Origin of the sequence: Mesorhizobium sp. Primo-A (genome assembly GCF_003997175.1) — a bacterium.
GTDB lineage: Bacteria > Pseudomonadota > Alphaproteobacteria > Rhizobiales > Rhizobiaceae > Mesorhizobium > Mesorhizobium ciceri.
This window is the reverse complement of record NZ_RZTG01000005.1, coordinates 226,472-250,409: the sequence shown is the minus strand read 5'-3', so window position 1 is coordinate 250,409 and position 23,938 is coordinate 226,472. Positions and strand designations below refer to the sequence as shown.

Genomic DNA, 23,938 nt, shown 5'->3' with positions numbered 1-23,938 from the left:
GCGCCAGCCTACCACTCGTTGAATAACAAGGACTTGCGCCGGCTGCTTGAATCAAGAAGGCAGCGGCGCGGCCTCCCGAACACCTGGAGATCCGTGGCACTGCCGCGGGCTCCCTTGCCCCATTGCGACAGGAGTGCGCCATGCAAGTGCAACCCATGGCGGCCGAGAAGCTGTCTCAGGCCGCGCCACAAGCCGACGCCGCGATCGCCATCGATGATGTGACCTTGCGTTTCGTCACGCCCGACGGGCACATGATGACGGCGATCCGCGATTTCACGATGACCGTGGCGCGCGGCGAGTTCGCCTGCGTCGTCGGGCCGACCGGCTGCGGCAAGTCGACGACGCTCAACCTGGTCACCGGCCTGTTGCGGCCGACGACCGGCAATGTCCGCGTCATGGGCACGCCGGTCACCGATATCAGCCGGGACATCGGCTTTGTCTTCCAGGCGGATGCGCTGTTTCCCTGGCGCAGTGTCATCGACAATGTCGCCGCCGGTCCACTTTATCGCGGCACGCCAAAGGCGCAGGCCTACGACCGCGCCCGCGACTGGATCGCCCGCGTCGGCCTCGGCCGCTTCGAGAAGCACTATCCGCACCAGCTTTCGGGCGGCATGCGCAAGCGCGTCGCGCTGGCGCAGACCTTCATCAACCAGCCCAAGATCCTTTTGATGGACGAGCCGTTCAGCGCGCTCGACATGCAGACGCGCACCGCCATGCAGGACGAATTGCTGGATCTGTGGTCGGAGCAGAAATCCTCGGTTGTCTTCGTCACCCACGACCTAGAGGAGGCGGTGGCGCTGGCCGACAAGGTCTATGTGCTCACCGCTGGGCCGGGCACGGTCAAGAGCGTCTACCGCATCGACCTGCCGCGCCCCCGCGTCATGGCCGACATCCGCTACGACCCGAACTTCGTCGAGATCGCCAAGGTGATCTGGAACGATCTGCGCGAGGAAGTGCAGCTCGGCCAGAGCCGGACCTTGCAGACCGGACATTGAAAGGAGAAACAGCATGACCGCAATCTCTCCGACCGCCAACCAGGCCGCCGTCCGCGATGCTTCCATCGCCGTTGCCGAAGCCCGGGCGAGGGCAAGGCTGCGCCGCCGCCACGCGCTTGTCATCTCCTTGCGCCTGGCGATCCTGGTCGTCTTCCTTGGCCTGTGGGAACTCGGCGCCGACTACAACATCATCGACCCGTTCTTCTTCGCCAGCCCTTCTGGCATCTGGCAGCAGATCTGGTCGTGGATCACCGAAGGCACCTCGCAAGGCCCACTCTGGCTGCAGATCTACGTGACGCTGGAGGAAACCTTCCTCGGCTTTGTCATCGGTGCCCTTGGCGGCATCGCCGCCGGCATCATCCTCGGCCGCAATCGGCTGTTGGCGGATGTCTTTTCGATCTACATCAAGATCGCCAATTCGGTGCCGCGCGTCGTGCTCGGCTCGGTGTTCATCATCGCGCTCGGCCTCGGCATGGCGTCCAAGGTGGCGCTTGCCGTGGTGATGGTGTTCTTCGTTGTTTTCGCCAACGCCTTCCAGGGTGTGCGCGAGGCCGACAGGGCAATGATCGCCAATGCCCAGATCCTTGGCGCCTCGCCGTTCCAGATCACCCGCACCGTCATCATTCCTTCGGCGATGAGCTGGATCCTCGCCAGCCTGCATGTCAGCTTCGGCTTCGCGCTGGTCGGCGCGGTGGTCGGCGAGTTCCTCGGCGCCAAGCAAGGCATGGGCCTGCTGATCTCGACCGCGCAGGGCGCCTTCAACGCCAATGGCGTGTTCGCCGCGATGATCATCCTGGCTGTCATGGCGCTGGTGGTGGAGTTCATCATCACCCGCTTCGAGAACTATGTCGTGAAGTGGCGGCCGGCGCCGTTCAACGAGCAGGGAACGTGATCGGTCAGACCAGGGGCAGCCTGACCGGTCAGGCCAGCGGCAGCCTGACCTCAACCAACAGACCGCCGGCCGCGCCATCCCCAAGGGTGACGCGGCCGCCGGCATTTTCGACGACCTCGCGTACAATGGCGAGTCCCAGCCCGCTGCCTTCCTCGGTCGAACCGGCAATACGGTAGAAGCGCTCGAAGACATGGTCTCGCTCGTCCGCCGGAATGCCAGGCCCGTCGTCGGCGACCGTCAGCACGGCTTCGCCGTCGATGGCCGCCAGCTTCACCGTGACACTGCCCTCAGCCCGGGAGTAGCGCAGTGCGTTGTCGACGAGGTTGACGATCATCTCGCGCAGCATGGTGCCGTCGCCGATGACCGGAACGGGGCCAGCCTCCTCGAGGCCGAGATCTATTTTGCGATCGATGGCCGTTGGCGCCAGGGTTTCCAGCACGTGCCGGGCGGCTTCCGCCAGGTCAATGCGGTCGGCGCGCGGCCGCCGGCTGCCTGGCTCGGCGCGTGACAGGGTCAAGAGCTGTTCGGCCAGCCGCGCCAGTTTGCCGGAACTCGCCTGCAGCGCCACCAGCGCCTCCTGGCGGGCATCGGCGGCACTTTCGCGAAGCGCATAGCTTGCCTGTGTCGACAGCAGCGCCAGGGGCGTGCGCAGCTGGTGCGCCGCATTGGCGATGAAGCGGCGTTGCGCCGCCATCTGCGCCCGCACGCGCTCCATGTAGGCGTTGAGGGCGTCGATCAGCGGGCGGATCTCGCTTTGCGCACCGGGCACTTCGACGGGGTCAAGGTCGCTGCGGTTTGGCGAGCGTACCGCATCGCGCAGCCGGATCAACGGCGCCAGGCCGCGACGCAAGCCGAGCAGCACGAACACGCCGGCAATCGCCACCAGCGCCAGTTGCTGGGCAAAGGCGCTGAACCAAAGCTGTTTGACCATGGCGTCATGGCCGGCAAGGGTGACGCCCACGGTGACTGATATTGGCGAGTCGTTGCCGGCGCCGATCACCGCATGGCCAAGGGTCAGGAGCCGCAGCTGGTGATCGCGGTAGGCGGCCTCGACACTGGCATGCTGCGGCGCTTCGGGCAGGTCGGGATATCCGGTCAGCAGCCGCCCGCCGGCTGTCTCGACGCGATAGTAGACGCTGTCGCGGTCGCCGGTGTCGAACATCTCGATCGCCGCCGGGGGCACCGTGGCATCGAGCACGCCGTCGACCATGGCGACCTGCTCGGCAATCGCCCGCGCCGATCCGACGAGCATCCGGTCGGTGACCAGGTCCGCGGTCGCCAGTGCGTTGCGCTGGCTGGTCCACAGGTTGATGGTCGCGAGCCCGGCAAGCGGCAGCACCACCCATGCCAGCAATTGCAGGCGGAGGCTGTTGATCCTCATGGCGCCAGGATCGTCACGGCGCCAAATCGTCTTGGCGCAACAGGTAGCCGAGGCCACGCAGTGTGGCGATCTGGACCCGCGACCCGTCGAGCTTCTTGCGCACGCGGTGCACGTAGATCTCGATGGCGCTGGGATCGGCGTCGGTCTCGAAATCGTAGATCGCGGCCGACAATGCCGCCTTGCTCACCGTGCGTCCGGCCTTGACCATCAATTGCTCAAGCACGGCATGCTCGCGCGGTGTCAGCGCCAGCGCCTCGCCGGCAAGCGAAAACAGCCGCGTGTTGGTGTCGAAGACGAGATCACCGCAGGCAACGACCGGCGCGGTGCGGTCATTGGCACGGCGCAATTGCGCGCGGATTCGTGCTTCGAGCTCTTCGATCTGGAAGGGCTTGGCCAGATAGTCGTCGGCGCCCTCATTGAGGCCCTTGACCCGGCCGTCGAGACTGGCGTTTGCGGTCAGCACGATCACCGGCACCCGGTTGCCGCGCGTCCGCAACATTCGCAGCACCTCCAGCCCGCTCATGCGCGGCAGCGCAAGGTCGAGGATGACAAGCGCGTGGTCACCGGCGGCGAGCGCGTGTTCGACATCCTCGCCATCATGGACGATGTCGACGACATAGTTCGCCTGACGCAGGGTCTTGCCCAGCCAATCCGCCAGCTCGCGATTGTCTTCTACAAGCAGCAACCGCATTTCTATCGCTGTCCTGGGGTGCAGGTCACCCGGATTTCCGCCACTTCTTCAACTGGCGCCGCCAAGTCGCGCCCGATTGATGATCGTGCACAAGCGATAATCTCGATCCAACCGCAAGGCAAATGTAGGAGATCCAGAAGTTCAGATGGTGCGCAATCGCTTCAAACCGAACCGTTCAGTTCGATTTCTGTTGACGCACTGTGTAGCAGATGGTGAACGCCGGCCTGGCGAGCGGTCGCGCCTGGTGATGGGCGTTATCGATTAACTGTCTGATTTCAAACAGTTAAATTATGACCGCCGAGACCCTGTGTCAAATTTCAAGGCCTGGATTCGAGCCGCGGGGGAACATCTTCGTGATTGGAATCCGCGGCAGCGCGAGCCCATCTCGGGGTGGTCCGAGCGACGCGAAATTCCTCCCAAGGGCACGCCACTAGACGGACATGACAAATACTGGAGTAATTAAAATGACCAAGATCGCTCTTACCGCCGCCGCCATCCTCGTTGCCACGGGCACTGCTTTTGCCGGCAGCGACAATTATGGCTCGGCCAACGCCAATCAGCCTGCCGTCGCTGTCGACCATTCGATCACCGCTTCGGTCTCCAAGTCGACGCAGACCGTCCAGGCCCCCGCTTCGCAGGGCGCTGACCGCAACCTCTTCGGCCGCTAATCGCGACTGCCGATATCGACCCAAACTTGAACTCAGGAGTAATTAAAATGACCAAGATCGCTCTTACCGCTGCCGCCATCCTCGTTGCCACGGGCACTGCTTTTGCCGGCAGCGACAATTATGGCTCGGCCAACGCCAATCAGCCTGCCGTCACCGTCGACCAGTCGGCCACTGCTTCGATCTCCAAGTCGACGCAAACCGTCCAGGCCCCCGCTTCGCAGGGCGCTGACCGCAACCTCTTCGGCCGCTAATCGCGACTGCCGATATCGACCCAACATTGAACTCAGGAGTAACTAAAATGACCAAGATCGCACTCACCGCCGCCGCCATCCTCGTTGCCACGGGCACCGCTTTTGCCGGCAGCGACAACTACGGCTCTTACAATGCCAACCAGCCTGTTGCGAACCAGTCCGTGTCCGACATCGACACCACGCACACCGGCTCGATCCCGAAGTCCGTAAAGACGCAGGGTGATGCCAATGCCAACGTGCCGGCTCAGTCGGGTCAGGGCATCTGGGGTCGTTGATTTCTGAAGTCTGCGACCACAAAGAGCGGTGGGCCTTGCCCGCCGCTCTTGTTTTTTATGCATGAGCAGGATTTCGGCCGACGGCATCGGTGTCGGAGCGCCGATCGTAAATCGAACCAGCTGGTTCAATTTATGTTGACGAATCGTGAACGGATGGCGAGCGCTGGCTCGATGAACCGCCGCATCATGCGTCAGGCACCCTCCTTGTAAGCGTCTGAGATAAACTGATAAAACAGGGTGAGCTCAATCCCTTGGCCGACGTTCGAGGTCCCGATGCCGCGCGTGAGGGAACGTCTTCGTGATTGGAAGTCGGCGCACGAAAAACCCAGATCGAGGTTGTCCGAGCGACGCGAAATTTCCTCCCCAGGGGCACGCCACTAGACGGACAGAATCAGGAATACCGGAGTAAATAGAATGAACAGGATCGCTCTTGCCGCCGCCGCCATCCTCGTTGCCACTGGTGCCGCTTTTGCCGGCAGCGACAACTATGGTTCGGACAATGTCAATCAGCCGGCCGTCACCTCGCACGCGGTCAATGTCGACCACAGCTACACGGCTTCGACCCACAGGCAGGTCAAGCACCGCGACCTCACGCTGACGCCCGATTCGGTCCAGCCGGAATCCGGTCAGGGCAACTGGGGAAACTGACGGCTCAAGCGGATGTGCGGCGGGCTTGACCCGCCGCACCTGCCATGGACACTAGCCCAGGTCCTTCGGCCGCGGGCCCAGGTCCTTGGGCCGCAAGCAATGTGTCAGCCGGGCGGGGGACACGACGGACCAATCGCCTTTGAAGACCACCCGGGCGAGGGCTCCCGTCGGGAATTTTTCCTCAAGTCTTGCGATCGCCTTGGCGTCTGACCCCGGCCCGGCAAGCTGTCTGGCCAACTGCTCCAGGCCCGGATTGTGGCCAATTACCAGCAAGCTGCCGCTCGAAGCGTCGGTTTGACCAATCTGGCTCAGAATGTCCGCCGCTGAAGCATCGTACAGCGCCTTGAGGAATGCGACCTGGGGCGGGACGGGCAATTCCGCCGCCACAAGCCGCCAGGTGTCGCGGGTGCGCAGCGCCGCCGACACCAGCGCCAGGTCCGGCAGCCAGCCGCGCGTCGCAAGCTCGCGCCCCATCAACCGGGCTGCCTTCACTCCGCGTTCGGCCAAGGGCCGGTCGAAATCATCGAGATCAGGGTCGTCCCAGCTGGATTTGGCGTGACGAAGCAGGAGAAGCTGTTTCATCGCCGCTCTAAGCTCAAGGCGTGATGCGCGCCAGATGCTCGAGGTCGGCTTCCTCGCGCAGCGGATCCGGGGCCATCACCACCGAGGTGCCGTTGTCGGCATCGTCGGCAAAGTGGGCAAGCACGGTGCGGCCGGACTCCATGCGCGCCTTGCCTTCGGCGACCAGCCCCAGCGCCAGCGGATAGAGCCGGTGTTCGGTCTTCAGCACGCGGGCTGCCAATGTATCGGCGGTGTCGCCGACCATCACCGGCACGGCTGCCTGTGCGATGATCGGGCCGTCATCCATCTCGGAGGTGACGAAGTGCACGGTGCAGCCATGGATGCGGATGCCGGCGGCCAGCGCGCGCGCATGGGTGTCGAGCCCCTTGAAGGCCGGCAGCAGGGCAGGGTGGATATTGATCATGCGGCCCTGCCATTTCTGGACGAAGCCGGGGCTGAGGATGCGCATATAGCCGGCCAGCGCCACGATCTCGGCGTTGAAGGCGGTAAGGGCCGCGTCGATGGCGGCGTCATGCGCCTGCTTGCTGCCGTGGTCGGCACGTGAGACGACCTGCGTGGCGATGCCGCGCGCCCTGGCGATGCCGAGCCCGGCGGCATCCGCCTTATCGGAAATGACACCGACGATCTCGGCCGGGAACGACGGGTCGCTGGCCGCGGCAATCAGCGCGGTCATGTTGGAGCCGCGTCCCGAGATCAGGACAACGGTGCGTTTCCTCTGCGCGCTCATAGGCCGATCGAACCCCGATAGATGACGCCTGCGTCGCGGCGCGGCACGATGCGGCCGATCGGCGTCACCGTCTCGCCGGCTTCCTGTAGCACGGCCGCGACCTGCGCTGCCTGGCCGGACGCGACCGCCAGGATCATGCCGATGCCGCAATTGAAGGTGCGCATCATTTCTTCCGGCGCCACGCCGCCGGTCTTGGCCAGCCACGAAAACACGGGAGGAACGTCGATCGCCTCGAGGTCGAGCTCGGCCGAAAAATCCTTGGGCAGCACGCGTGGAATGTTTTCCGGGAAGCCGCCGCCGGTGATGTGGGCGAGCGCCTTGATACCATGCGTGTTGCGGATCGCCTTGAGAATCGACTTGACGTAGATGCGGGTCGGCTCGAGCAGTGCTTCGGCCAGAGTGGCCTCGTCGTTGAACGGTGCCGGATCGCTCCACGACAGACCGCTGACGGCGACGATGCGGCGCACCAGCGAATAGCCGTTCGAGTGCAGGCCGGAGGAAGCCAGGCCCAGCAGCACGTCGCCTTCGACAATGTCATCGGTGGGCAGCAATTGGCCGCGTTCGGCGGCACCCACCGCAAAGCCGGCGAGGTCGTAGTCGTTGCCGTGATACATGCCGGGCATCTCGGCGGTCTCGCCGCCGATCAGCGCGCAGCCGGCCTGGCGGCAGCCCTCGGCAATGCCGCCGACGATCGCGGCACCCTGGTCGGGATCGAGCTTGCCGGTGGCGAAATAGTCGAGGAAGAACAGCGGTTCGGCACCTTGCACGACGATGTCGTTGACGCACATGGCGACGAGGTCGATGCCGATCGTGTCGTGCTTGCCGGCATCGATGGCGATCTTGAGCTTGGTGCCGACGCCGTCATTGGCCGCCACCAGCACCGGATCGGTAAACCCGGCCGCCTTGAGGTCGAACAGGCCGCCGAAACCGCCGATCTCGCCATCGGCGCCCGGCCGGCGCGTCGCGCGCACCAGCGGCTTGATCTTCTCGACCATGAGATTGCCGGCATCGATATCGACACCGGCCTCGGCATAGGTGAGCCCGTTCTTGCGCTTGTTCACGTCGCGCTTGCTCATTTCTGGTGCCCGTTCAGCAATTTTCCTTGTCGCGGGCTCTTCGCATGAACGGTTTCTGTCCGCAAGGATAACGGCCATCTCGGCCTACAAAACCGTGGACAGCGCGCACGTACAGGCGCTCGTGATTGGCGAAAGCCAAGCTGAAGGCCGCTCCCGTGCGGGGAGATCGGCAGCTCCTCCCTTGTTGCCACCCGCCATCTTCATCATCTATCTCCGACCAAGAGGAGGTGCCAGGCATTTGACCATCCCCAACCTGATCACCATCCTGCGCCTTGTCCTGGTGCCGGCGGTGGTGCTGGCGATGCTGCAGGCGCGCTGGGACTGGGCTTTTGCCGGGTTCCTCGTCGCCGGCATTTCGGACGGCGTCGATGGCTTCATCGCCCGCCGTTTCAATCAGCAGTCCACGCTCGGCGCCTATCTCGATCCGATCGCCGACAAGCTGCTGCTGGTTTCGGTGTTCGTGGTCATGGGCCTCATCGGGCAATTGCCGCTGTGGCTGGTCGTCACCATGGTGTCGCGCGACGCGTTGATCGTCTGCGCGGTCCTGCTGTCCGCCGTCATGGCCCATCCGGTCGAGATGAAACCGCTTTTCGTGTCGAAGGCCAACACCGCCATCCAGATCGTGCTGGCGGCGGTTGTGCTGGGTGAGCTTGCCCTGTCGGTTCATCTCGACCCGCTGAGGCCGGTTCTCATATTGCTGTCCGGGGTCTTGACCGTGGCTTCGGCCGCAGCCTATCTCGTGACTTGGCTGAGGCACATGAGCTGACATGACGAAGGCTCCACTCCGGACATCCGAGACAGAAGCGGCGGCGATCGAGGCCGCGGCCGCCGACATCGCCGCGTCCGCGACCTTTCGCCGCCAGATCTTCTTCTGGCTGGCCGGCGCCGCGCTGCTGGCGCTTTTCCTCTATGTCTTCAGCGCCATCCTGCTGCCCTTCGTCGCCGGCATGGTGCTTGCCTATTTCCTCGATCCCGTTGCCGACCGGCTGCAGCGGCTCGGCCTGTCGCGTTTCATGGCGACGGTGGTCATCCTCATCACCTTCCTCATCGTGCTGGTCCTGGCCTTTGTCATCCTCATTCCGGTTCTGGCCACGCAGATGGCCGATTTCGCCGGCAAATTGCCGGAATATCTGACCCGGCTGCAAAGCCTGATCACCTCGTTCGATCCGAAATGGCTGGAGCAGAAGTTCGGCGTCAACGCCAATAGCTTGCGCGACGGGCTGAATTCGCTGCTGACCTCCGGCTTCGGTTTTGTCACCACCGTCTTCACCTCGCTGTGGAGTTCCGGCATGGCGCTGGTTTCTGTGGTCAGCCTGTTCGTGGTGACACCGGTGGTCGCCTTCTACATGCTGCTCGACTGGGACCGCATGGTGGCGGTCATCGACGGCTGGGTGCCACGCGACAACGTCCAGACCGTGCGCGCCATCGCACGGGACATCAACACCGCCACGGCAGGCTTCGTGCGTGGCCAGGGCACGCTGTGCCTGGTGCTGGGCGCCATGTATGCCACCGGGCTGACGCTGACCGGACTGAACTTCGGCATCCTCATCGGCCTGTTCGCCGGGCTGATTTCCTTCATCCCCTATGTCGGCTCGCTGACCGGGCTGGTGCTGGCCGTCGGCGTCGCCTTCGTCCAGTTCTGGCCGGACTGGACGATGATCGTCGCGGTCGCGGTCGTGTTTTTCATCGGCCAGTTCATCGAGGGCAACATCCTGCAGCCGCGGCTGGTCGGCAAGAGCGTCGGCCTGCACCCGGTATGGCTGATGTTTTCGCTGTTTGCCTTCGGCGCGCTGTTCGGCTTCGTCGGCTTGTTGATCGCGGTGCCGGCTTCGGCCGCCGTCGCCGTGCTGGTGCGGTTCGCAATAGCCCGCTATCTCGAATCGCCGCTCTACAAGGGTCGCGGCGCGGCACCTGTGCCGCAGCTTCCGGCCGATCGCGGCGGCGGCCACCGCACGCAACCGCGTCGCTGAAGTGACTGCCCAGCCAACCGACCCGCCGCGCCAGTTGCCGCTCGACCTCGGCCATGGCACCGGCTATTCGCGTGACGAACTCGTCGTCTCCGGCACCAACAACCAGGCGGTTGCGCTGGTCGACCGCTGGCCGGACTGGCCATCGCCGGTGGTGGTGCTGGCCGGTCCCGCGGGTTCTGGCAAGACGCATCTGGCCTCGATCTGGCGCGCGCGTGCCAATGCGGCGGCGGTCGACGCCAGGCGCATCGGCGACAGCATCGCCAATCTCGGCGCGCGGCCGGCGCTGATCGACGATGTCGATACCGGGACGGTTGACGAACAAGGCCTGTTCCATCTGATCAATGCGGTGCGTGGTGCCGGCTCGCAACTGCTTCTGACGGCGCGCCGCTTTCCCTCGGCCTGGGGTGTTGGCCTGCCTGATCTTGCCTCGCGGCTGAAGGCGGCTGCGACAGTCGAAATTCATGAGCCCGACGATCTCCTGCTGGCAGGCGTCATCACAAAACTCTTCGCCGACCGTCAGATCGAGGTCGAACCGCATGTCGTGCAATATCTGGTCCGCCGCATCGAGCGCTCGCTGGCGACAGCGATGCGCGTGGTGGAGCGGCTCGACCGGACCGCGCTCGAACGCAAGACGCCGATCACCAGGGCGCTGGCAGCCGAAACCGTCAGTGCCATGGATGAAGGGCAGGGCGAGTTCGAGATCTGAGCCTGAGAGGCCGGTCTCAGAGCCACATTCTGGCGATCAGAGCCACATTCTGGCGAAATGACGGACTGCGAGATAGACGGCAGAGTGAGCGGCGATATAGCCGGCGGCGACCAGCACAAACATCCCGATACTGACACGCCAGGAGCGGGAGACCACGGCGCCCGGGGCCTGCCTCGCCTGTCTGCGGCTTTCACGGTTATTCCACATCGCCAGTGCGGCGCAGGCAATTGCCCACGTCACCATGACCGGAACCGTTATGCCGGCATAGGCAAAGTAGGCCGGTCCGAAAAGCGACACCCAGGCATCGATTCCAAGCATCTGACCCCCCTGTTTGCCGAACCGCCCGCGGCTGCCGGACACACGGCCGGTGCCGCAGCAAGTGAACCGTATGGCTGCGCCGGGCATTGGGCTGTGGGGGGATGGTCGGAGTGGAGAGATTCGAACTCCCGACCCTCTGGTCCCAAACCAGATGCGCTACCAGGCTGCGCTACACTCCGAACGGTCTGTTGCCTATTCATTTCGGTGGTGCATGGCAAGTGCAAAAACCTGCGAGAGCAAAAACCTTGCCGCCGTGCGCATTGCGCAGTAATGACGGGCGAAGGGTGGCGATGCTGCCTTGCACAACAACGAGGTGGCCATGTCCGCGCGCATTTTCAGCCCAGCCAAAACCGCGATGCAGTCCGGCAAGGCCAAGACCGGTTACTGGGTGCTGGAATTCGATCCCGAGTCGCGCAAGAAGATCGACCCGCTGATGGGCTATACGACGTCGGCAGACATGAGAAGCCAGATCAGGCTTAGCTTCGACACGCGCGAAGAGGCGGTCGCCTACGCCGAAAAGCAAGGGCTCGCTTTCCGCGTCGAAGAGCCGAAAGAGACCAAGCGCCGCCAGATTTCCTATGCGGAGAATTTCCGCTATGACCGCAGGACGCCCTGGACGCATTGAACGGCGCCCGGCGCCAGAATATCCAGCCGGCCCAAGGGCCGGCCAGCGGTCCCGTAGCTCAGCTGGATAGAGCACCGGCCTTCTAAGCCGATGGTCACAGGTTCGAATCCTGTCGGGATCGCCAAAGCCTTTCGGTCCGTTCCGGACACATAGGTTACGGTTTATACCGGAGACACGGGCTTTCAGAGAGCGGTATCAGGCCTCGTGCGCTCAGACCGCCGCCGCCAGAAGCAGCGTTACCCCCAGGACCGTCGACGCATAGATCGTCGCTAGGAGCACGATCGGCCGAGGATACTCGGTGGGTGTTGCGAGGCTGGTTATGTCGGGACCCCGAAATGTTTCGGTGCCGGGCGACGGGACGTCGGCGGCGGTGGCAGCGTTGTCATTGCAAGCGCGCACAGAAAGGCGCTGGATTATATCGGCGGCGATCAGAGGATCGTCCGCCACCAATTTCGACCAGTCCGAAACAATGCCGATTTCATGTTGTGACATCGCGCGCCTCCCATTTACGGCCTAACAGCGATGTCTAAATTATGTTCCACTAATAGTTTCGCGAGGCGGACCGCTCTTTGTCACTGCGGTCTTCTGATCGATGAAAACCACGCCCGCTGCCTCCAAGCCTCGACGGATGGCAGCCAGCTTGGCGGGACTGGGAATCCTTCGCCCGCTCTCAAAACTGCCAATCGTTCCTTCGCTGAGGCCGCACTTCGCGGCGAGTCGCACCTGCGACCACTTCAGGATCGCTCGTGCAGCTCTGCACTGCTGGGGTGTAAGGGGTTGGGTCCCTGAGACGGTGGCGCTTCGCTTGTTCACATCCTGACGGTCCTTCGCTTCGGTGGGACACGGCTTTGCACCAGGCCCGCCTTGTCCAGATCCACCGTGACCATTGTCCCGAGCGACACCGTGACCTTGTCGCCGTCGATCCGCTTAACGTCGCCGGATAATTCCATCTGCTGGCCCCTGGTCAGCCTGGTTGCCGGATCAATGACCGAATGCGGAAGACCGGGGATCGACACGCTGACGCGGTCCTTCGTGACGCGCTTCAGCACCGTCGCCATGACCGCCACCTCGTCGCCGACTTTATTGCCATGCTCTGATTCTGGGGCGGCATCTGCCGGCGTCAAGGATTAGCTGCGTCTGATATAGAAAAGTCCGCGGGCGTGGCTCGGCGCCAGCGTATTATTTCGTTACTCGGCCTTTTCGGAACCTTCCCGCGCACGGCGCGTTCGGCCCGCTGTATTCGCGGACCCTCATATAAAAGTGGACAGGCGGGAGGCAAACAAGGGTGGGGAGGAGTGTTGCCATGTCGAAGCGAGAAATAGGGATATCTTCGGCCCTCGATCGGCGCATTGCCGATCTCAGGGCCAGGATGCAGGACGCCCGGATCACGGAATACGAAATGAAGACCTTTCAAAAAGTGGCTTCAGCCATGGGAGGCGACGGAGGCTCCCTGCGTCTCGATGCCGACGACCTGATCGCGGCATCCTTTGTCGTCGATGCGCTGGGTGAACCGACGCTCAACTGACGACGGGCGATCTGGCTTCGCGCGCCGTTTTGCCCTTGCCCGGCCGGCAATTGGCCCACGCCTTCACACTTTGAAACAGGATGGCTGCTTTCCAGCGGCCGTCCTGTGGCGTCTGCCCAAGCGTCTGTCGCAAGTCATAGGCAGGGGCTGGTTGGCCGGTGGATTTGATTCCGCCGCCGACATCGAATTGGAGGGAAAGTCTTATCAATTTGTTTGGGTTGGTGCGTCATAGTAGCGACGGCTAACGGAGTGGACGCGATGAAGCTCGATCTGTCGCCGACGAGCTGGGGCAGGGTGATCGCTGTCACGGCAGTCGGTACGGCATTCTTCATTGCCGTGGCGTTCTTCGTCGATTCCTTCAATTTTCCCTATCTTTCGCCCGAGGCCGTGTGGCGGGCGCAGATGACCGACCTGATGCTGCCTTTGGTGCTGGGCGGCTCGTTTCTGTTTTTCCTGATGTGGAAGATTCGCCAGCTGGCCATCGCGCAGCGCGATCTCAGCGTCATCGCCGCGACCGACAGCCTGACGGCGGTGCTGAACCGTGGCGCCTTCTCGATGCTGGTCGAAGCCTATCTCGAGCAGACCCGCAAGCAGGAGCAGACCCGTTCGGGGGCGCTGCTGATCATCGACGCCGACCACTTCAAGTCGATCAATGACCGCCTGGGCCATGATTGCGGCGATCAGGCCCTCAAACTGATAGCGCAGGCGATCAAGGGGCAACTGCGTGGCAGCGATATCGTCGGCCGCATCGGCGGCGAAGAATTCGGCGTGTTTCTGCCCGGCGTGGATCCCTCGCAATCCTGGGTGGTTGCCGAAAGCATCCGCCGGCGTATCAGGGAGATGGAATTCTCACCCGGCGGCAGGCCTTGTCCGCTTTCCGTCAGCATCGGCGGCACAAGCTTTACCGGCCCGATCACCTATGAGGAAATTTTCTCCGCTGCCGACAGAAGGCTTTACACGGCCAAGTCGAACGGACGCGATCAAGTCAGCTTCGATCCGGCCGGAACGTCTCCGGCGCCTGCGCCCGGCGTCGCCACCGTGCATTGATGGCAGAAACTTGCAGAAGGCTGATCGGGAAGCTCTCGAAACAGACGCTCCTTCTATGTTTCCAAATGCTTATAATCAGCCGCAAGGAATCCGATCCTTACGGATAGCATGCCGGCTCGATGGGCCATGGACTGCAACCGCTTGCCGGTATACTCCCCCGCGTTGGCGATTTTCGTTGTCGGCAGAAACGGTTTTGACTCTGAGTTTCCAAGCGTTCCGGCCGACAGCGATCATGATTTTTGATGCTGGCGAACATATGCGGAAACGGTCAGGTAAACACAGCTATTATGATCCATTTGTTCAACGGCTTTCAGGACCCCTTCGGTGGCAGTGACCTTGAAGCTCTGGAACTGTACCGGTTGTTGAGTGTCGATTCCGAGGTGCATCTGTGGGCAACCTCCTCCAGCGTGTCCGGCGAGTTGATGCGGAATTTCCCGATTCGCCGCGTCTCGCTGTCGAAGTGGGATGTACCGAATGGCGGTACCTACGTCTTTCTCGGCTCTCATTGGCGCAACAAGATATGGCCTTACCTGATCCCGCGGCCGCGCCGGCTGATCTATGTCTTCAATACCTTTCACCCGAAAATCATCTCGCTGACGAGACGCATGCCCCGCATGCTGAACTGGCCCGACGCCGAACTGGTGCTGATTTCCGATTTTCAGAGACGGATGCTCCAAGTCGATGGCACCGTGCATCCGTCTCCGATCGATATCGAACGTTTTTCACCACGGCGTCTGGGTTCGGATCGTCCCTTCACCGTCGGACGCTTGAGCCGCGATGGGCCGGGCAAACATCATCCCGATGACATACCCCTCTACAAGACATTGCTGGCCGAAGGTACAGCCTTGCGGATACAGGGAGGGATAGGGCTCAAGGACAGCCTCATGCCGCATCCGCAACTCGAACTGTTCCCACCCGGCCAATTTTCCGCCGAAGAGTTTCTGCAGACGCTCGACGTGTTTTATTATCGCACCGGTTGGCATATGGAAACCTTCGGTCGCGTGGTGTTCGAGGCGATGGCCTGCGGGTTGCCCGTGGTCTGCCATTCATATGGCGGTTATTCCGACCATATCAGGCATGGCGAAAACGGTTTCTTGTTCGAAACGACGCAGCAGGCGGCGCGCATCCTGGCCGATCTCAAAGCCGACCCGGCGCTGCGGGCGGCAGTGGGCCTCAAGGCACGGCAGACCGTCGAGCAGACCTATTCTTCCCAAGCTGTGCGACAGAGGCTGGATTTCTACCTGCGTTAGCTGCACGTCATCCTTTGGGCCATGGGACATCCTTGGCGCAACAACATGCCCGCTGTCATCGATCTCGACATCGCGCTAAAGCAGGCACGCAAAGCGGACGAATGGGGCCGACAGCCAGCGGCGTGCCACAGACTGGGCAGGACTTCTTATCGATGACTTTGATGGGCGCGGCGGCACTGCTGATCCTGATCCTGACTTACGCCGGTGTCGCCATTGGCCGCATCCCCGGCCTGCGCCTCGACCGGGCAGGGATCGCGCTTCTCGGCGGGGCCGCGATGATCGCCATCGGCGCGCTCAGCATGGAGGATGCGTACCGGGCGATCAATTTCGATACCATCACGCTTCTGCTCGGCATGATGATTGTGGTGGCGCATTTAAAAGTGTCGGGCGCCTTTCGTGGCCTTGGCGCCGTCGCCATCGAGCACGCGCATGCGCCCTTCATGCTCTTGGTGATGGTGACGCTGCTGACCGGCGTGTTGTCCGCCTTCCTGGTCAACGACGCCATCTGTCTCGTCATGGCGCCGATCGTCGTCCACGTCACCCGTGTGATCAAGCGCAACCCGATCCCCTATCTGATCGCCACCGCCACCGCGTCGAATTGCGGCAGCGTCGCAACCATCACCGGCAATCCCCAAAACATGGTCATCGGTGCACTGTCGGGCATTTCCTATCCGGCCTTTTCGGCAGCGCTGGCTCCGGTCGCCCTGTTCGGCCTCGTCGCGGTCGTTGTCATCATCCGCATTGTCTTCCGGGCCGAATTCGCCCGCACCGTCCAACTGACGCCCGAGGTCTCGCGTGGCCGCATGCACAAGGGGCAGGTGCTGAAGGCGGTGGTGGTCTGCATCGGGCTGGCAATTGCCTTCTTCGCCGGCGTGCCCGTCGCCAAGGCAGCACTCATCGGCGGCGCCATCCTCTTGCTCACCCGGGCCATCAAGCCGGAGCGCATCTACCGCGAGATCGACGGTCCGCTGCTGTTCATGTTCGCCGGTCTGTTCGTTGTCGTCGCCGGCGCTGAAAAGACGCTTCTTTCGCCCGACATGATCGCTTCGGCCAGGAACCTCGGGCTGGACGACGTCTGGCGCTTGTCCGGCTTCACCGCGGTGCTTTCCAACATCATGAGCAATGTTCCGGCCGTGCTGGCGCTGCGGCCCTTCATACCCGGCCTCGAAAACCCCGAGCGCGCCTGGCTGGTCGTCGCCATGAGCTCGACGCTGGCCGGCAATTTCACGCTGCTGGGTTCGGTCGCCAACCTGATCGTCGCCGAACAGGCGCGGGCCGCCGGCACGACGCTGTCGTTCGGCGCTTTTTTCAAGGTCGGCTTGCCTTTGACGCTGATAACGCTGGCCGCCGGCACCGCATGGCTGGCTTTCGGTTTCTAATGCATGTCGCCCAAAAGTGGCCCCGGTTTTGGGCCAACGACATGCATAAAACCAAAGGCTTAAAGCGCGTCGCGCTTTAGACCTGACTGCCTGAAAGTCGCGCCCGCACCAGCGTCGCCGCGGCGCGTCCGGCCGCTTCGATGTAATCGGGGTTGCGGTGGATCAGCATGATCGAAAAGCAGCCGTCGATCAAAAGCACGATCTCGCGCCCCAGGGTTTGCGGCTCCGCGACGCCATGGTCCGACAGGGCGCCGGCCAGCCATGTTTCGAAATTCAGCTTGTGCCGCGCGCCCACCTTGACCGCCGGATGTCCGGGCATCGAGGCGAGTTCGGCGGCCGTGCGCAGGAAGCCGCATCCTTTCCATTTCGGGTGGCGAGCGGACCTCGCCAGATTGGTGAAGATCGCCTCGACCTTGCGATCCGCGCCGCCTTCGGCAGCCTCGAACCAGCCGGCCATCCGCTTCAGATTGGGTTGGTCGCGGCCGTCGAGATAGGCGGCGATCAGGTCGTCCTTGCTCTTGAAATGGTAGTAGAGCGTGCGCTTGGTGAGACCCGCTTCCTCGGCAACGGCATCGACGCTGACACGACCGATTCCTTCTGCATAGAAGAGCCTGGTCGCGGCATCGACAATGCGTTTGCGGGTAGGGCTCTGCGTGTCGGGCATAAGCCTATGTATACCGACTAGTGAATATACACAAGCGACAAAGGGCATAGTCTTCCTTCCATCAGCATGATGGAGAAGGAACAGCCAAATGACAGATCTTGTCCTTAGCGAAACCCGGGATGGGATTGCCATCCTCACCCTCAACCGGCCGGAGAAACTCAACGCGCTGAACTATGCCCTGATCGACCGCCTGCTTGCGGTCCTTGACGACATGGAAGTCGATGACGGCGTCCGAGCGGTCATTCTGACCGGAGCAGGGGAGCGGGCGTTTTCGGCGGGGGGCGACATTCACGAGTTCTCGGCCAGCGTGGCGCTTGGCGTCGGTGTCGCGATGCGGGATTTCGTCATGCGCGGGCAGCGGCTGACGGCGAGGCTGGAAGCCTACCGCAAGCCCATCATCGCCGCCGTCAACGGCATTGCCTTTGGTGGCGGCTGCGAAATCACCGAGGCCGTACCGCTCGCTATCGCCAGTGACCGCGCTTTGTTCGCCAAGCCGGAAATCAACCTCGCAATGCCGCCGACCTTTGGTGGAACCCAGCGCTTGCCGAGGCTCGCGGGGCGCAAGCGGGCGCTCGAACTGCTGTTGACCGGCGACTGGTTTGCGCCGCCGCGGGCGCTTGAACTGGGTCTCGTCAACGAGGTTGTGCCGCATGCCGAGTTGATGCCGGCGGCATTTGATCTGGCCAGGCGTATCCTGCGGCACTCCGATCTGGCGATTGCCGGCATCCTCACGGCAGTGGCGCGCGGCCTCAACCAGAGCATCGCCGAAGGTTTGCTGGTCGAGGCCGAGCAGTTTGCCCGCGTGGCCCCGACCGCTGATCTGCGCGAAGGGCTGAATGCCTGGATTGCACGCCGCGAGCCGGGCTATGACGGCTCGTGGACACATATCGCGCGTCCCGACGAGGCCAGGCGAGCCTGAAGCGGGTCGCTGGAATTCCTCAGGCGACCCGCTTCAGGTCTTTGTTTTTATGCGTGTCGTTCTCCCAAAACCGAGGTTACTTTTGGGCGACATGCACTCGTCGGAGCTGGATCAGGGCGCCACCACCAAACGGCCCTTCATGTTGGGGTGAAAGCGGCAGAAGTAGTCGACCGGTCCCGCCGTCTTCAAAGTCAGGCTTGCGGATTTCTTCGGCGGGATCATCACTTCCCAGCCGCCTTTCACGGTTGCCGTGTGGGCGAACACATCCTTGTTCACCCACTCGATCGTGTCGCCGACCTTTGCCTCGACGGTGGCCGGAGAGAACACCAGCCTGTCGATGGTGACCTGGATGGTTTCGGCTTGCGCCGGCACGATCCCGACGGCGAGCGTCAACGCAATCCACAGATGGTGGTTCTGCATGCTCCCGGTCCTTACTTGAGCATGCCGGCGACGTGTTCGGCGTGCTGCTCATGGCCCTGGAATATCTTCAAGCCGGTTTCCAGCAGGCTTTTCAGCTCGGCATTCTGCGCCGACGGGATCAAAAGGGTTTCGAGCGCGCCGTTGACCTGCTTGTGATAGGCGACCTCATTGTCGACATAGGCCTTGTCGAAGGCAGCGCCGTGGAGTTTGGCGAGCTTGGCCCGCTCCTCCGTCGCAGCTTTGGTCAGCGCCTTGCTGGTGGGGTTGTCTTCCGGGGTGACCTTGAGCTTCTTGACCAGGTCGAGCGCCTGAACATTTACAGCCTCGTGATCGCGGACCATATCCTTGGCGAAATCGACAACCTCCTTGTTCTTCGATTTGTCGATGGCCAGCTTGGCCGCTTCGATGTCGATGACCCCGGCCGTGTAGGCGATATGGGCGATCTGCGGATCGGTCGGCTTGTCGGCGGCTTGTGCGAACGGCGCGGTGCCGAGCAGCAGCAGGGCGGCGAGCGCAGCAGTGTGTCGGATAGACATGGCATCTCCTTCGCCGGGACGCTGAAATCGTCCCGGACAGTGTTTTTCGGTTGACGGTCATTGGATGCTGGTCAGCGGCAAACGTTCCCGCTGAAATGAACTGAAATCCGCTGAGGCTCAGCTTTCCAGCCCGAGCCGTCGCATCACGGCGCTGGTCAGTCGTTCGCAACGCCGGCCGGCGAAGGGGAAGGCGTCGAGCAGCACCGGCCCGATCTGGTCGTCCAGCGCCTTGCGGACAAGGGCGCGGGCGCGGTGCAGCCTTGTCTTGACGGTTTGCGGCCGCACGCCGAGGAGGTCGGCGGTCTCTTCGATGCTCAGCCCCTCGATCACCCGCGCCACGAACACCGTCCGGTAGACGTCGGGAAGGCTGTCGGTGGCCTGTTCGACCAGTTGGAGGATCTGCCGTTGCGCCATTGTCCGTTCCGGATCGTCGCTGGGATTGAGGGGAAACCGGATGATCTCGGCTTGCGGATTTTCCGGCAGCGCCACCGTTTTGCGTCTTTTGCGCAGCCGGCCGAGCGCCTCGTTGATGACGATGCGCGATAGCCATGTGGCGAGCGAGGAGTCGCCGCGAAACGCATCGAGATGGGCGAAGGCCTTGACGTATGCCTCCTGCACGATGTCCTCGGCCTCGCTGTCATTGCGCACGACGCCGCGCGCGATCCGGTAAAGCCGCTGATTGTGTGTCTTGATGATGGTGCGGAAGGCGTCGCCGTCGCGCGCCAGCGCGCGGTGCACAAGCTGCATCTCGCCTGGCACAGCGGAAGGCACGGCCGTCAACACAGCAGGCATGGCAAGTTTCCTCAACCCAATCTCCGAACCAGGATCTCGATTGGGAGATTGGACGCTGTCGCCGGCAAAAGGTTCCCGAAGATTTTCTGCCGGGTCCGGCGGCCGCTACACTACAGTGCGAGCGAAGGCTTGTCAGGCAGCCTGCAGGCGCGCCGTGGCCGCCAACAGATCGGTCTGGGTGATCAGCCCGAGAATCCGCTTGTCGTCGTCGACGATGATGACCGCATGGCTGCGGCCGTCGGTGAGGACGGGCAGCAGACCCATGGCGGCGACGCCGGCGGCGGCTGTTGCCGCGGGCGTTAAGACGGATCCAACCGTCCCCGAGGCCTGGGTGAGTTCGCGCAACCCCACCGTGCCTGCCAGCCTGGCTTCCGCATTGACGACCGGCAAGGTGCGGATGTTGTGGTCAAGCAGCAATTGGCGCGCCGCCTCGGTGGAGGTGTGAGCATCGACCGAGATCACATCGCGCGACATGATGTCCTCGCACAGAAGGGTCTTGTGCGCGCGCACCATCGCCTGCAATTCGACCTGCCGCAGCAGCCGGTCGAGATCGTTGCGATCGATATCGAACGTCTCGTCGAGTGCGCCAAGCGCGGCATCGATGTCTTCCGACCGAAAGCCCACGCGCAGCTGCGCCGGCAGATCGCCGGTGCCGTGGCTGTTTGCCGGCGCCGCAACCGGCACATGCGGATAATTGCGCCGGGCCAGCCTGTGGAAGCCGTAGCCGAGCGCCACCAGCAGGATCGAGTTCAGCGCCACCGGCACGAATGGAAACAGGAAGCCGGCGCTGATCACGGCAGGCCCTCCCAGCACCGCGGTCAGCGCGGCCGCTCCGCCCGGCGGATGCAGGCAGCGCGTGAACGACATGGCGGCGATGGCCAGTGCCACCGCGATGCCGCTGGCAAGGGCGGTTTCGTGGATGAAATGCGCCACGATCACGCCGACCAGTGCCGATATCGTGTTGCCGCCGATGATCGACCATGGCTGTGCCAGCGGACTGGCGGGCACGGCGAACAGCAGCACCGCCGACGCCCCCATCGGCGCCACCAGCAGCGGCACGTGCGGGCCGTTGCCGAGCACAAGGCTGGCGATCACACCGGTGAGTGCAATGCCGATCGTCGCGCCGATACAGGCGACGAGACGCTCGCGCAGCGTCGCGCCGGCAAGAATGGGAACAAAAAGGCGGAAAGCCATGGGGTCGAAAACTCTGCCGATATTCCAGGGGAAGTCGAAAATGTGCTGATCGCACCGCAATGACGCGGCATCGTTGAATTTGAAAGCCAAACTGATCCGGGAAACTGCAATTTGAGGGAATAGAATTCCGCTACGCAGCCGCCGCCGCGGTCAGGCCGCGCGAAATGTCGGCCTTCAGGTCGTCGACGTCCTCGAGGCCGATCTGCAGGCGGATCAATGGACCCTCATAGGGGGCCTTCGCGACAACGCGGTCGCCGAGCCAGACCGGCACGGCAAGGCTCTCATAGCCGCCCCAGGAATAGCCGAGGCCGAAGATTTGCAGCGCGTCGAGAAAGGCGTGCTGCTGCTTTTGTCCGCCGCCGGCAAGCACGATGGAAAAGATGCCGCTCGATCCGGAGAAGTCCCGCTTCCACAGTTCGTGGTCCGGGTGGCTGGGCAGGGCCGGGTGGAGCACGCGCGCCACGCCCTTCTGGCCTTCGAGCCAGGAGGCGATGGCAAGCGTGCTGCGCTGATGGTGTTCAAGGCGCACGCCCATGCTGCGCAGGCCGCGCAGCACCTGGTAGACGTCGTCGGGCCCGGCGCAGCAGCCAAGCGTGCAGAAGCTTTCATAAAGATGCGTCCAGCAGCTCTCATTGGCCGACACCGTGCCAAGCAGCACGTCGGAATGGCCGGCCGGGTATTTGGTCGCCGCATGGATCGAGATGTCGACACCGTGGTCGAGGGGGCGGAAATACAGTGGCGTCGCCCAGGTATTGTCCATCATGACGATGGCGCCCGCGGCGTGCGCCGCCTTGGCGATGGCTGGGATGTCCTGCACCTCGAAGGTGTTGGAGGCCGGTGATTCCGTGAACACCACCTTGGTGTTGGGCTTGATCAACGCCGCGATGCCGGCGCCGACATGGGGGGCGTAGTACTCGACCTCGACGCCCAGCCGCTTCAGCATCGTGTCGGCGAAGTTGCGGGTCGGATGATAGACGGTATCGACGATCAGCAGATGGTCGCCGGCCGACACGAAGGCGAGCAGCGGTACCGTCACCGCCGCAAGGCCCGACGGCACCAGGATCGTGCCTGCCGAACCTTCCAGCGCGTCTATGGCGTGGGCGAGCGCATCGGTCGTCGGCGTGCCGCGCGTGCCGTAAGTGTATTTCTGGGTGCGAGCCGCCATTGACGCCGCGTCGCGAAAAAGCACGGTCGAGGCATGCACCACCGGCGGATTGACGAAGCCGAAATAGTCGTGCGGATTGTTGCCCGAATGGGCAAGCCGCGTGTTGATGCCCATCCCGCCGCTAAAGTGCTCGCCGTCTTTCGCCATTCTGCGTCGCCTTGTTTGACAAGCCGCTAGCCATAGTGCGGCGGCATGGACCGTGCAACAGCCACCGTCCGCCAGGAGATGGACTTCGAATATGCCAATTCGTCGCGGCAAAAACAGCGATGCGGGGACAGGATATCAAAACGAAAAACCCGCCTGTGCGGCGGGTCATCGGCGCAAATCAGCACCATGGACGAAAATGTATCATAGCTGAGGGCAGGCTGTCAAGAAAAAATTCCTATCGCGAAAAGGCGGTCTTTGATTGACCTGCGTTCGGAGCCCTCATCTCCGCCGATCGGCTATTGTGGGCGGCTGCGGAAGGTATATGATTGTCGGCTAATATTAATCGCCGGATTGCTTCGATCAGATGCTGCCGGATGGTTGCTGCCGGTTGACCTCTGGTCCTCCACGATCCGGATCGCGCTCACCAAGCGTGAGCGCGGCAAGGGAGGAATGCCATGCCGGACGTCAAATGGGCCATGAAGGCGCGCGAATTCATCAACTGCAACTGCGCCTATGGCTGCCCGTGCCAGTTCAACGCCATGCCGACATACGGGTTCTGCCAGGCGGTCGCCGGCATGGAAATCGAAAGCGGCCATCACGGCGACACCAAGCTCGACGGATTGCGGTTCGTCGGGATTTTCAGCTGGCCCGGCGCCATACACCAGGGCGGGGGCGAAGCCGCGGTGATCATCGACGAGAGGGCGACGGAAGCCCAACGTGGCGCGCTGCTTCGCATATTGGGCGGTCTGGATACCGAACCGGGTGCAACGATATTCCAGGTCTTTTCGACCACGCTGGAGAAGTTCCACGACCCGATCTTTGCGCCGATCGAATTCAACATCGACGTCGACGCGCGAACCAGTCAGCTGCATGTCGAGGGTATAACCGACGGTCGTGGCGAGCCGATCCGGAATCCGGTCACCGGCGCTGCCCACCAGGCGCGCATCGACCTGCCGCACGGCTTCGAATACGCGATCGCCGAGGTCGGGCGCGGCTGGACAAAGGCGACGGGCCCGATCAAGTTCGAGCTGGCCGATACGCACAGCCATTTCGCCAATCTGCATCTCACGCAGAGCGGCATCGTGCATTGACCTG

General features: G+C 63.0%; 31 protein-coding genes and 2 tRNA genes. 17 read left to right on the top strand and 16 right to left on the bottom strand.

All coding sequences use genetic code 11. The features are described 5' to 3' along the window. The first annotated feature begins 140 nt into the window (after positions 1-140). Both EOC83_RS11910 and EOC83_RS11905 read left to right on the top strand, forming a co-directional pair. Positions 141-995 carry an ABC transporter ATP-binding protein gene (locus EOC83_RS11910; RefSeq protein WP_013532455.1) on the top strand — a complete coding sequence of 285 codons (855 nt, stop codon included), beginning with the start codon at positions 141-143 and terminating at the stop codon, positions 993-995. 13 nt (positions 996-1,008) lie between these two features. Next, positions 1,009-1,887: an ABC transporter permease gene (locus tag EOC83_RS11905; RefSeq protein ID WP_013532454.1), complete on the top strand. Its 879-nt coding sequence runs from the start codon at positions 1,009-1,011 to the stop codon at positions 1,885-1,887. A 28-nt stretch (positions 1,888-1,915) separates the two neighbouring features. Here EOC83_RS11905 and EOC83_RS11900 read toward each other — a convergent pair whose 3' ends face one another. Next, positions 1,916-3,268, bottom strand: a complete 1,353-nt coding sequence (locus EOC83_RS11900) for a sensor histidine kinase (RefSeq protein WP_013532453.1) — start codon at positions 3,266-3,268, stop codon at positions 1,916-1,918. A 13-nt stretch (positions 3,269-3,281) separates the two neighbouring features. Next, positions 3,282-3,959, bottom strand: a complete 678-nt coding sequence (locus EOC83_RS11895; protein WP_013532452.1) for a response regulator — start codon at positions 3,957-3,959, stop codon at positions 3,282-3,284. Between the two features lie 464 nt (positions 3,960-4,423). Here EOC83_RS11895 and EOC83_RS11890 point away from each other — a divergent pair, with 464 nt between their 5' ends. The 4 genes from EOC83_RS11890 (at position 4,424) to EOC83_RS11875 (ending at position 5,801) form a co-directional block, all read left to right on the top strand. Beyond that, a complete protein-coding gene (locus EOC83_RS11890; protein ID WP_013532451.1) occupies positions 4,424-4,627 on the top strand; it encodes a DUF680 domain-containing protein in 204 nt (67 codons plus the stop codon). Between the two features lie 47 nt (positions 4,628-4,674). After that, positions 4,675-4,878: a DUF680 domain-containing protein gene (locus EOC83_RS11885; protein WP_013532450.1), complete on the top strand. Its 204-nt coding sequence runs from the start codon at positions 4,675-4,677 to the stop codon at positions 4,876-4,878. 47 nt (positions 4,879-4,925) lie between these two features. Continuing rightward, positions 4,926-5,153 (top strand): DUF680 domain-containing protein, encoded by a 228-nt coding sequence (locus EOC83_RS11880; protein ID WP_013532449.1) that lies wholly within the window; start codon positions 4,926-4,928, stop codon positions 5,151-5,153. Between the two features lie 414 nt (positions 5,154-5,567). After that, positions 5,568-5,801 carry a DUF680 domain-containing protein gene (locus EOC83_RS11875; RefSeq protein ID WP_013532448.1) on the top strand — a complete coding sequence of 78 codons (234 nt, stop codon included), beginning with the start codon at positions 5,568-5,570 and terminating at the stop codon, positions 5,799-5,801. Positions 5,802-5,852: 51 nt separating this feature from the next. Here the strand turns inward: EOC83_RS11875 and EOC83_RS11870 are convergent, their stop codons facing one another. From EOC83_RS11870 to purM, 3 genes are read right to left on the bottom strand one after another with little or no spacing between them, the layout of a single operon-like run. Continuing rightward, complete coding sequence (locus EOC83_RS11870; protein ID WP_013532447.1) at positions 5,853-6,383, bottom strand: histidine phosphatase family protein; 531 nt, start codon at positions 6,381-6,383, stop codon at positions 5,853-5,855. A 13-nt stretch (positions 6,384-6,396) separates the two neighbouring features. Then, on the bottom strand, positions 6,397-7,110 hold the full coding sequence (purN, locus tag EOC83_RS11865) for a phosphoribosylglycinamide formyltransferase (RefSeq protein ID WP_013532446.1): 714 nt from the start codon (positions 7,108-7,110) through the stop codon (positions 6,397-6,399). Further along, on the bottom strand, positions 7,107-8,186 hold the full coding sequence (purM, locus tag EOC83_RS11860; RefSeq protein ID WP_013532445.1) for a phosphoribosylformylglycinamidine cyclo-ligase: 1,080 nt from the start codon (positions 8,184-8,186) through the stop codon (positions 7,107-7,109). The genes purN and purM overlap by 4 nt, the downstream gene beginning before the upstream one ends. A 238-nt stretch (positions 8,187-8,424) precedes the next feature. Here purM and EOC83_RS11855 point away from each other — a divergent pair, with 238 nt between their 5' ends. Genes EOC83_RS11855 through hdaA form a run of 3 tightly spaced genes read left to right on the top strand, consistent with a single transcriptional unit; the run spans position 8,425 to position 10,862 of the window. Then, positions 8,425-8,952 carry a CDP-alcohol phosphatidyltransferase family protein gene (locus EOC83_RS11855; protein WP_013532444.1) on the top strand — a complete coding sequence of 176 codons (528 nt, stop codon included), beginning with the start codon at positions 8,425-8,427 and terminating at the stop codon, positions 8,950-8,952. A gap of 1 nt (position 8,953) precedes the next feature. Continuing rightward, positions 8,954-10,156: an AI-2E family transporter gene (locus EOC83_RS11850; RefSeq protein ID WP_013532443.1), complete on the top strand. Its 1,203-nt coding sequence runs from the start codon at positions 8,954-8,956 to the stop codon at positions 10,154-10,156. 1 nt (position 10,157) lies between these two features. After that, a complete protein-coding gene (gene hdaA, locus EOC83_RS11845; RefSeq protein WP_013532442.1) occupies positions 10,158-10,862 on the top strand; it encodes a DnaA regulatory inactivator HdaA in 705 nt (234 codons plus the stop codon). Between the two features lie 36 nt (positions 10,863-10,898). On the opposite strand, the gene EOC83_RS11840 is transcribed toward hdaA, so the two are convergent. Beyond that, complete coding sequence (locus EOC83_RS11840) at positions 10,899-11,180, bottom strand: hypothetical protein (RefSeq protein WP_013532441.1); 282 nt, start codon at positions 11,178-11,180, stop codon at positions 10,899-10,901. Positions 11,181-11,282: 102 nt separating this feature from the next. Beyond that, positions 11,283-11,359, bottom strand: a tRNA-Pro gene (locus tag EOC83_RS11835). Positions 11,360-11,499: 140 nt separating this feature from the next. Between EOC83_RS11835 and EOC83_RS11830 the strand changes: the two genes are divergently transcribed. Together EOC83_RS11830 and EOC83_RS11825 are read left to right on the top strand one after the other, a co-directional pair. Then, on the top strand, positions 11,500-11,805 hold the full coding sequence (locus tag EOC83_RS11830) for an ETC complex I subunit (protein ID WP_013532440.1): 306 nt from the start codon (positions 11,500-11,502) through the stop codon (positions 11,803-11,805). Positions 11,806-11,852: 47 nt separating this feature from the next. Further along, positions 11,853-11,929, top strand: a tRNA-Arg gene (locus tag EOC83_RS11825). An 86-nt stretch (positions 11,930-12,015) separates the two neighbouring features. On the opposite strand, the gene EOC83_RS11820 is transcribed toward EOC83_RS11825, so the two are convergent. The 3 genes from EOC83_RS11820 to EOC83_RS11810 are packed head-to-tail and all read right to left on the bottom strand — an operon-like array spanning position 12,016 to position 12,929. After that, the gene (locus EOC83_RS11820) at positions 12,016-12,297 is read right to left on the bottom strand and encodes a hypothetical protein (RefSeq protein ID WP_013532439.1); all 282 of its coding nucleotides are present in this window, start codon (positions 12,295-12,297) and stop codon (positions 12,016-12,018) included. A gap of 39 nt (positions 12,298-12,336) precedes the next feature. Continuing rightward, positions 12,337-12,618 (bottom strand): helix-turn-helix transcriptional regulator, encoded by a 282-nt coding sequence (locus EOC83_RS11815; protein ID WP_013532438.1) that lies wholly within the window; start codon positions 12,616-12,618, stop codon positions 12,337-12,339. Further along, complete coding sequence (locus EOC83_RS11810) at positions 12,615-12,929, bottom strand: hypothetical protein (protein WP_244514287.1); 315 nt, start codon at positions 12,927-12,929, stop codon at positions 12,615-12,617. Before EOC83_RS11810 ends, EOC83_RS11815 begins: the two co-directional genes overlap by 4 nt. Before the next feature lie 179 nt (positions 12,930-13,108). Here EOC83_RS11810 and EOC83_RS11805 point away from each other — a divergent pair, with 179 nt between their 5' ends. From EOC83_RS11805 to EOC83_RS11790, 4 genes are all read left to right on the top strand, one after another. Beyond that, entirely contained in the window at positions 13,109-13,330 is a 222-nt protein-coding gene (locus tag EOC83_RS11805; protein ID WP_013532436.1) for a hypothetical protein, read from the top strand. A gap of 258 nt (positions 13,331-13,588) precedes the next feature. Next, positions 13,589-14,377: a GGDEF domain-containing protein gene (locus tag EOC83_RS11800; RefSeq protein WP_013532435.1), complete on the top strand. Its 789-nt coding sequence runs from the start codon at positions 13,589-13,591 to the stop codon at positions 14,375-14,377. A gap of 287 nt (positions 14,378-14,664) precedes the next feature. Beyond that, positions 14,665-15,627 carry a glycosyltransferase gene (locus EOC83_RS11795; RefSeq protein ID WP_013532434.1) on the top strand — a complete coding sequence of 321 codons (963 nt, stop codon included), beginning with the start codon at positions 14,665-14,667 and terminating at the stop codon, positions 15,625-15,627. Positions 15,628-15,779: 152 nt separating this feature from the next. Next, the gene (locus tag EOC83_RS11790) at positions 15,780-17,006 is read left to right on the top strand and encodes an anion transporter (protein WP_013532433.1); all 1,227 of its coding nucleotides are present in this window, start codon (positions 15,780-15,782) and stop codon (positions 17,004-17,006) included. Between the two features lie 76 nt (positions 17,007-17,082). Here the strand turns inward: EOC83_RS11790 and EOC83_RS11780 are convergent, their stop codons facing one another. After that, positions 17,083-17,670 (bottom strand): TetR/AcrR family transcriptional regulator, encoded by a 588-nt coding sequence (locus EOC83_RS11780; RefSeq protein ID WP_024505017.1) that lies wholly within the window; start codon positions 17,668-17,670, stop codon positions 17,083-17,085. A gap of 88 nt (positions 17,671-17,758) precedes the next feature. Between EOC83_RS11780 and EOC83_RS11775 the strand changes: the two genes are divergently transcribed. Then, positions 17,759-18,589 carry a crotonase/enoyl-CoA hydratase family protein gene (locus tag EOC83_RS11775; protein ID WP_013532431.1) on the top strand — a complete coding sequence of 277 codons (831 nt, stop codon included), beginning with the start codon at positions 17,759-17,761 and terminating at the stop codon, positions 18,587-18,589. A gap of 111 nt (positions 18,590-18,700) precedes the next feature. On the opposite strand, the gene EOC83_RS11770 is transcribed toward EOC83_RS11775, so the two are convergent. The 5 genes from EOC83_RS11770 to EOC83_RS11750 form a co-directional block, all read right to left on the bottom strand. Continuing rightward, entirely contained in the window at positions 18,701-19,009 is a 309-nt protein-coding gene (locus EOC83_RS11770; RefSeq protein ID WP_013532430.1) for a cupredoxin family copper-binding protein, read from the bottom strand. 11 nt (positions 19,010-19,020) lie between these two features. Then, a complete protein-coding gene (locus EOC83_RS11765) occupies positions 19,021-19,545 on the bottom strand; it encodes a DUF4142 domain-containing protein (protein ID WP_013532429.1) in 525 nt (174 codons plus the stop codon). Positions 19,546-19,662: 117 nt separating this feature from the next. Beyond that, positions 19,663-20,337, bottom strand: coding sequence for an RNA polymerase sigma factor (locus tag EOC83_RS11760; RefSeq protein ID WP_013532428.1), 675 nt, complete (start codon positions 20,335-20,337; stop codon positions 19,663-19,665). A gap of 132 nt (positions 20,338-20,469) precedes the next feature. Continuing rightward, positions 20,470-21,531: an HPP family protein gene (locus EOC83_RS11755; RefSeq protein ID WP_013532427.1), complete on the bottom strand. Its 1,062-nt coding sequence runs from the start codon at positions 21,529-21,531 to the stop codon at positions 20,470-20,472. A 130-nt stretch (positions 21,532-21,661) separates the two neighbouring features. Continuing rightward, positions 21,662-22,843 carry a cystathionine beta-lyase gene (locus EOC83_RS11750; protein WP_013532426.1) on the bottom strand — a complete coding sequence of 394 codons (1,182 nt, stop codon included), beginning with the start codon at positions 22,841-22,843 and terminating at the stop codon, positions 21,662-21,664. Positions 22,844-23,298: 455 nt separating this feature from the next. Here EOC83_RS11750 and EOC83_RS11745 point away from each other — a divergent pair, with 455 nt between their 5' ends. Next, the gene (locus EOC83_RS11745; RefSeq protein WP_013532425.1) at positions 23,299-23,934 is read left to right on the top strand and encodes a DUF1326 domain-containing protein; all 636 of its coding nucleotides are present in this window, start codon (positions 23,299-23,301) and stop codon (positions 23,932-23,934) included. The last annotated feature ends 4 nt before the right edge of the window (positions 23,935-23,938 follow it).